A 6,585-nucleotide genomic window follows, 5' to 3' on the forward strand; every position below is an offset into this window, starting at 1 on the left:
TCCACGCGGAGCGCGTGTCCGGGATGAAGAACGCGAACAGGTCCGTGAAGTAGTCGGAGTCACCGTGGTGCCGCTGATGCTGCATGCCTTCCCGGCGCCGCTGCAGATCCACCACGGTGACTCCGACTACTTCACGGACCTGTTCGCGTTCTTCATCCCGGACACGCGCTCCGCGTGGATGGCGTCGCTGCCGAGCCGTGCGCGCGACTTCTCCATGGACGTGCTGCGCATGAAGATGGCCACCAACGCGGAGGAGACCGGCACCTTCCTGGGCTGGGTGACGCCGCTCTTGGCGGTCTTCGCGCTGTGGCGGGGCGTGCCGGACGGGCGCCGGTGGCTGGGGCTGGGGCTGGGCTTCGCGGTGCTGTCGATGGGGACGGTGCTCAACATCCGCCTGGAGGACCGGCTGTCCCCGGTGGTGCTGCTGTTCGCCATCACCCTTGTCGTGGCGCTGGTGCCTGCGTGGCGGGCGCGCGTGTGGCGGCGGGACGTGCTGCTCTTCCTGGCGCTCGCGGTCTGGCTGTCGTGGTCGGAGCCGCTGACGGCGTTCGGCCAGCCGCTCAAGGTCCAGATTCCGATGCCCTACGTGGTGTTCAAGCACGTGGTGCCGCTGTTCTCACGCGGCGGCATGCCGGTGCGCTTCGTGCTGCTCACGTACCTGTCGCTGTCGGTGCTGGTGGCGTTCGCGGCGGCGCACGTGGGGGCGTGGGCGTCCCGGCGGGATGCCCGGCTGGGCGTGGCGCTGGCGCTCGCGGTGGCGCTGGTGCCCAACGTGGAGTACCGGGGCCTGTTGATGCCCATGCCGGCGGTGCCCCAGCTGCCTCCCGTGTTCGAGGAGATCCGCGACGCGCCCATGCCGGTGGCGGTGCTGACGGACAACGTGCAGGGGCAGTGGGAGCAGATCTTCCACGGCAAGCCGGTGTCGTTCGCGCGGCTGTCGCGGCTGCCGGTGCGTGAGTCGGGGCTGGTGGACTCGCGGCTGTTCCGCGCGGCGGAAGGGATGCGCAACGCGTTCGGTACCGTCTCCGAGGAGGAGCGTGAGGCGATGCGGCGCTTCCTCCAGGAGCACCACTTCAAGTGGTACGTGACCCACTTCTTCCACCCCGTCCGACACCAGTTCATCGAGGACGAGCTGGGAGGCGAGCTGGTGCACCGGGACGGCTACGTCACCGTCTACCGGTTCCCCTGAGGGCGGTCAGTTGCACTCGGCACGCTGTTCGTTCTTGCGCATCGGGACGCTGGCGGTGATGCCGTCGGCGTTCACCTTCACGGTGACGATCTCGTCCGCGGACGCCACGTCGCCGCACTTGCCGCCCTTCCCATCGCAGTGTCGGGTGAGGACGAACGTGTCGTCTCCCGACTTTTCGAGCTGGGTGCCATCGCAACGGTAGGCCGTGGGGGCCCCCGGGCTGGTGTTGCCGTAGGCCAGGAGGCCCGACGGGCTGCTCTTGTGGACCTCCTCGTCGCCCACCGCGTTGGCCGAGCCGAGCACCTCGCCGCCCTTGCCGATGAGGACGAAGTGGTACCGGGTCCGCGTGCTGTCGTCCCAGATTCCCTCGTGTTCATCGACGTTCTTGCTCTCCTCGCGGGTGAAGACGCGCAGGGTCTCGCCCGAAGGCAGCTGGAGGGTTTCGTCCCGGGCCTTGAGCGGGTCGCCTTCTTCCTGCCGGGGACAGGCGCGCTGCTTCGGGGAGACCTGCACCTCGCGAGAGTAGGTCTCCGAGGCGAGCAGCTTGAGCTGGTTGACGATGGGAGGCGCGGCATTGGGGGCGCAGACGCCCAGGAGCCACACCCAGAAGCCGGGCTTGAGGCCGGGCAGGGTCTTGCTCTCGACGAGCTTCGGATGGCCGTCCGGGAACTTCAGGCCCGCCTTTGCGAACACGGCGTTCAGGCCGCTCCACGCGGGCTTCTGGGCCTCGGCCTCCGCCTGCGTTTTCGCGCCCTTCCAGATGATGGCGACGGCGTTGTTGGCGGCCTCGGCCCGTGGGGTCCCGATGAGGGCCAGCAGGCTCAAGGCGAGGATGCGGGGCCGCATGGTGGTTCTTCCTCCGACTGCGATGACGACAGCGCCCGCGATGCTAGGACTTCTTCGGCGCTCCACGCTTCGCTCGGGAGCTGCGCGTGGGTGGGCGCTTCGCCGGTGCGGTGGGTCCGGCCTGAGGGGTGGTGCTCTCGGGGCTGGAAGTCGCCTCGCGGGGTGCGCGCGGCGGCTTCGCGGGCCGGGCCTTCTGGGCGCGGGGAGGTTTCGCGGGGCGCTGCCCGGGCGCGGTGGAGGCCTTGGACTGGCGGCCCTGTGTGCGGCCTTGCGGTGACGGTCGTGAGGAGGCGGTCGCGGGCTTGGGCGTACGTCCCGGGGCGTTGCTGATGGGCTCCGGTGCGGCTGCCTTCGGCGGTGGGCCCGACTCAGGAGACGGCGTCTGCTGACCGGCGTCACGGGCCTGTTCCTGGGAGGGAAGGGGCCGCCCGTAGGCGATGTCCGGCGGTGGCTTCGACGGACGCGCGCGCCCCTCGTCGGACGCATCCCGCTTGGATGACCCGCTGCGCTCGTCGCGCGCGGGCATCGAGGGGCGTCCGTAGCCAATCTCCGGCGGCGGCTTCGACGGCCGTGCGGCTTCCGCCTGTTCGGCGCGGGCGGCCTGGGCTCGCAGCGTGTCCACCTCCCGGCGCAGGCGGAGGACCTCCGCGGAGAGCTGGGCGTACGAGTCGCGCACCAGCCCGTTGAACACACGCTGCCGGCCGAGCGTCTCGTTGATCAACACCTGACACGACTTGCGGAAGGCCCACTTGGCCAACAGCACCACCTGGCCCGCTCCCGCGCGGTGCGTGTGCAGGGGCAGCGCGCGCGTGGTGTCCGCGTTCTCCTCCAGCGCGTGCAGGCTGAACGTCAGCGGATCCACGCGCGGCTCCACGCCGTCCTCCGGCACCTCCGCCGGCTCCGACGTGGGCAGCCCGCGTGCTCGCAGCCGCTCCTCGATGCGGGCCACCAGGGCCCCCGTGGGAATGTCCCGTCCGAGCAGCTTCATCGGTGTGTCTCCTCGACGATGCGCGCCATTTCTTCCCGGTACGCCGCGACCACCTGGGGCCACGTGTGCCCCTGCGCGTAGGTACGGCCCCGCTTGCCCAGCGCGTCGCGGGCCTCGCCCACCTCGCGCAGTCCTTCGATGAACGACGCCAGCCCCCGGTACACCCGGCCCGCGCCGCTGCGCTCCACCTGTCCCACCAGCACGTCCGAGTGCCCGTTCACCAACACCGGCGTCCCCTGCGCGAACGCCTCCAGCGTCAACAGCGACAGGCTCTCGAACTTCGACGGCACCACCACCGCCAGCGCCCCCGCGAGCGCGTCATGCTTGTCCTGTTCGTCGATGCGCCCCACGTGCCGCACGCCCTCGCCGTCCAGGACCATGTTCGCCTCGCCCGCGAGCACCAATTCCGGCGCGTCCGCGTAGCGCGCCCGCAGCTGGCGGTAGAACTTCAAGAGCTCCGGCACGCCCTTGCCCGGCTCCAGCCGGCCCACGTAGAGCAGGTAGCGCCCGTGCACGCCGTGCTTCTGCCGGAAGCGCGCGGGCACCGCCGGCAACGCGTCCACCCCCACGCCCACCACCCGCGCCCGCGCGTGCTCCGGATGGAACCGCCCGAGCATGGAGATCTCCTCCGGCGTGTTGCACATGAGCACCCGCGGCCGGTTGAACACGTCCCCGTAGACGCCAAATCGCATCGGCGGCTCGTCGTGCGCGGTGGGCACCAGCATCGCGCGGTCCGCCACCAGCGGCAGCCCGAACGCCGTGGACGTGTAGAGGTACGTGAAGAACAGGTAGCCGTCGTAGGCGTCCTGCGTGGAGGCCAGGTGCTCCAGCAGCCCCGGGCACAGCGGGCCCTGCTCGGCCACCCACTGCTCCTCGCGCAGCCGCTCGTTGCTCTTGTTGAACACCTTGCGCGACAGGCGGTTGAACGCGTGGATGTTGCGCGTCCGCGTCACCGGGAAGCGCAGCACCTTCATCCGGCCCACGCGGTCCTCGCCGGGCGGGAAGCCGTTCTCCCACGTCAGGTGGTTCTTCGCGCAGGTCGTCACCACCGTGAGGTCCCAGTGCGACGCCATCCGCTCGGCCACCTGCGCGGCGTGACTCTCCGCGCCGCCCGACACCTCCCCGTAGCGCTGCACCACCAGCGCCACCCGGGGCCGCTTCGGCTGTGACTTCCGGGGACGCGGCGGCGGCGCCACCACGCCCTCCAGCGCGCGCGCAAGCGACACCTGCGCGGCGGCGGGGGAGAAGTGCTGGAGGCGGCGCGCCTGCCCCTCGAGCACCGAGTCCCGCAGGGCCTGGTCCTCGCGCAGGTCCACCGCCAGCTCCGCGAGGAACGCGAAGCGCTTCTGGTCGAACGCGACGCCCGCGCCGCCCAGCGTCTCCGGCACCGCCGCCGCCGCGTACGCCAGCACCGGCACCTGGGCCGCCATGGCCTCGATGATGGGCACGCTGAAGCCCTCGTGCTCGCTCATGGACACGAACACGTCCGCGGAGCGGTACACGGCCACCAGCTCCGCATGTGACAGGCGCCCCAGGAAGTGCACCCCGCCCAGGGCCTTCGCCTCGCGCTCGAGCCCCCGGAAGTAGCGGCTGCCCGGCTCATAGCCGCCCACGAGCAGCAGGCGCGCCTGGGGGCGGATCCGCAAGAGCTCGCGGTGCAGCGCCAGCAGGTCCTCGAAGCGCTTGTGCGGCATCACCCGGCTCACCGACACCAGGGTGGGGCCCGGGCCCTTGAGGCCCGCGAGCATCTTCTTGTTCGCGCCCCAGGCCGCGAAGCGCTCGGGTTCGATGAAGAGCTGCACGGTGTGCACGTTGCGGTGGCCCGCGACGCGCAGCTCCGCGCAGTTGTAGTCCGAGTCCCCGATGGACACGTCCATGAAGGGCGCCAGCGCGGCGACCTGCGCGCGGCCCGCCACCAGCGCGTGCTCCAGCGGCGTGTCCCGGTAGAAGCGCGCGGGGCTGATGTTGTGGAACACCACGCCGCGCTTGCAGTCCAGGTGCATCATCCGCCCGCTCAGCGGGGACGCGATGCCGTGGTGGTACAGCACCAGGTCGTCCGGCCGGGGACGCAGCGTGAAGACGTGGCGCGCCAGCCCCTCCAGTCCTGCGCCGACCTCCTCGGCGTAGATGTCCCCCACGTGCCCCATGCGGCGCAGCAGGAGTTGAAGGTGCAGCGCGGCCTGCCCGGAGGCATCGCCGGGGCCGAAGCTCGGGATCAACTGGTGGACCGCCATGCGGGGCCGTGTCTACCACACGGCCCATGGTATGAGGCGGCCCCGTGTCGACCTCCGGACCCATCGCACTCGACGCCACCCTCTGGGACGAGCCCACCACGGGCATCGGCCTCTACACCCGCTGCCTCGCGGACGCGCTCCAGGCCCAGGGCGTCCTCGTGGACCGGATGGGCGCGCGCACCTCGGGGGAACATCCGCGCGGCGTCCAGAAGCGGACGTCGTGGACGCTCGGCACGCTGCCCGGCCTGCTGCGGAGTTCGCCGCCGGCCGTCTACCACGCGCTCGCCAACTTCAACCTGCCCCTCAGGCGCGTGCCGGGCACCGCGTACGTGCTCACCGTGCACGACCTGGTCCCGCTGGACATGCCGGACACGGTGTCCGCCGCGTTCCGCTGGCAGTTCCGGCTGTGGATGGCGCGCAGTCTGACCGTCGCTGACCGCCTCATCTGCATCAGCGAGAGCACGCGCCAGGACGTGCTGCGCCGCTTTCCGCAGGTGGAGCCCCGCACGGTGGTGGTGCCCAACGGCGTGGACCACGTGGACGCACCCGCGCTGGACGCCGAGGGCGAGGACTTCCTGCGCGCGCTGGGGCTGCCGAAGGACTACGTGCTGTACGCGGGCTCGCTCGACGTGCGCAAGAACGTGGACCTGGTGCTGGACGCGCAGGAGCGGCTCGCCGCGCGCGGGCGCCCCTTTACGCTCGTGCTCGCGGGACAGGGCTGGTACGGCTCCGGCAAGGTGGAGACGCGCATCGCGCGCCTGCGCGCCGAAGGGCTGGACGTGCGGGCCCTGGGCTACCAGCCGCCTCCCGTCTTCTACGCGCTGATGCGCCGCGCGGCGCTGTTCGTCTTCCCCTCGCGCTACGAGGGCTTCGGCCTGCCGCCGCTGGAGGCCATGCGCCTGGGCACGCCCACCATCGTCTCCACCGCCGGCTCGCTGCCGGAGGTGTGCGGCGACGCGGCCCCCGCGGTCCATCCGGAGGACGCAGAAGGTCTGGCGGCGGTCATCGACCGGCTGCTCGGCTCGCCGGGGGAGCGCCGTGCGCTCTCCGCGGCAGGAAAGCGTCAGGCCGCGAAGTTCACCTGGGCCCGCACCGCGGAACTGACGCGGGCCGCGTACGATGCGGCGCTCCACCACCGGCGATAAGCCGGTCGGAAGGTGCGCACGCCAACCGGCCCGCGAGGGCCCCCTGGGAGGAACATGCGACGGCTCGTGTGGACTGGAATCATCGGCGGGATGCTGCTCGGGCACCCGCGCAGCATCCCGCCGATGGTTCCAGTCCACCCGAGCCGTCGCATGTTCCTCCCCGGGGGCCCCCGCGGGCCGGTT

Annotated in this window: 5 protein-coding genes; 2 read left to right on the top strand and 3 right to left on the bottom strand. The window is 71.6% G+C overall.

Annotation, left to right across the window (positions count from 1 at the left end):
* Positions 1-76 precede the first annotated feature (76 nt).
* The gene (locus D7X12_RS37660) at positions 77-1,189 is read left to right on the top strand and encodes a hypothetical protein (protein WP_208719540.1); all 1,113 of its coding nucleotides are present in this window, start codon (positions 77-79) and stop codon (positions 1,187-1,189) included.
* A gap of 6 nt (positions 1,190-1,195) precedes the next feature.
* Here D7X12_RS37660 and D7X12_RS37665 read toward each other — a convergent pair whose 3' ends face one another.
* The 3 genes from D7X12_RS37665 to D7X12_RS37675 are packed head-to-tail and all read right to left on the bottom strand — an operon-like array spanning position 1,196 to position 5,257.
* A complete protein-coding gene (locus tag D7X12_RS37665) occupies positions 1,196-2,035 on the bottom strand; it encodes a hypothetical protein (RefSeq protein WP_120630013.1) in 840 nt (279 codons plus the stop codon).
* A gap of 43 nt (positions 2,036-2,078) precedes the next feature.
* On the bottom strand, positions 2,079-3,023 hold the full coding sequence (locus D7X12_RS44755) for a hypothetical protein (protein WP_244225021.1): 945 nt from the start codon (positions 3,021-3,023) through the stop codon (positions 2,079-2,081).
* The gene (locus D7X12_RS37675; RefSeq protein WP_120630014.1) at positions 3,020-5,257 is read right to left on the bottom strand and encodes a glycosyltransferase family 4 protein; all 2,238 of its coding nucleotides are present in this window, start codon (positions 5,255-5,257) and stop codon (positions 3,020-3,022) included. The genes D7X12_RS44755 and D7X12_RS37675 overlap by 4 nt, the downstream gene beginning before the upstream one ends.
* A 44-nt stretch (positions 5,258-5,301) precedes the next feature.
* Between D7X12_RS37675 and D7X12_RS37680 the strand changes: the two genes are divergently transcribed.
* On the top strand, positions 5,302-6,402 hold the full coding sequence (locus D7X12_RS37680; protein WP_120630015.1) for a glycosyltransferase family 4 protein: 1,101 nt from the start codon (positions 5,302-5,304) through the stop codon (positions 6,400-6,402).
* Positions 6,403-6,585 lie beyond the last annotated feature (183 nt).

It is taken from the genome of Corallococcus sicarius (assembly GCF_003611735.1).
GTDB lineage: Bacteria > Myxococcota > Myxococcia > Myxococcales > Myxococcaceae > Corallococcus > Corallococcus sicarius.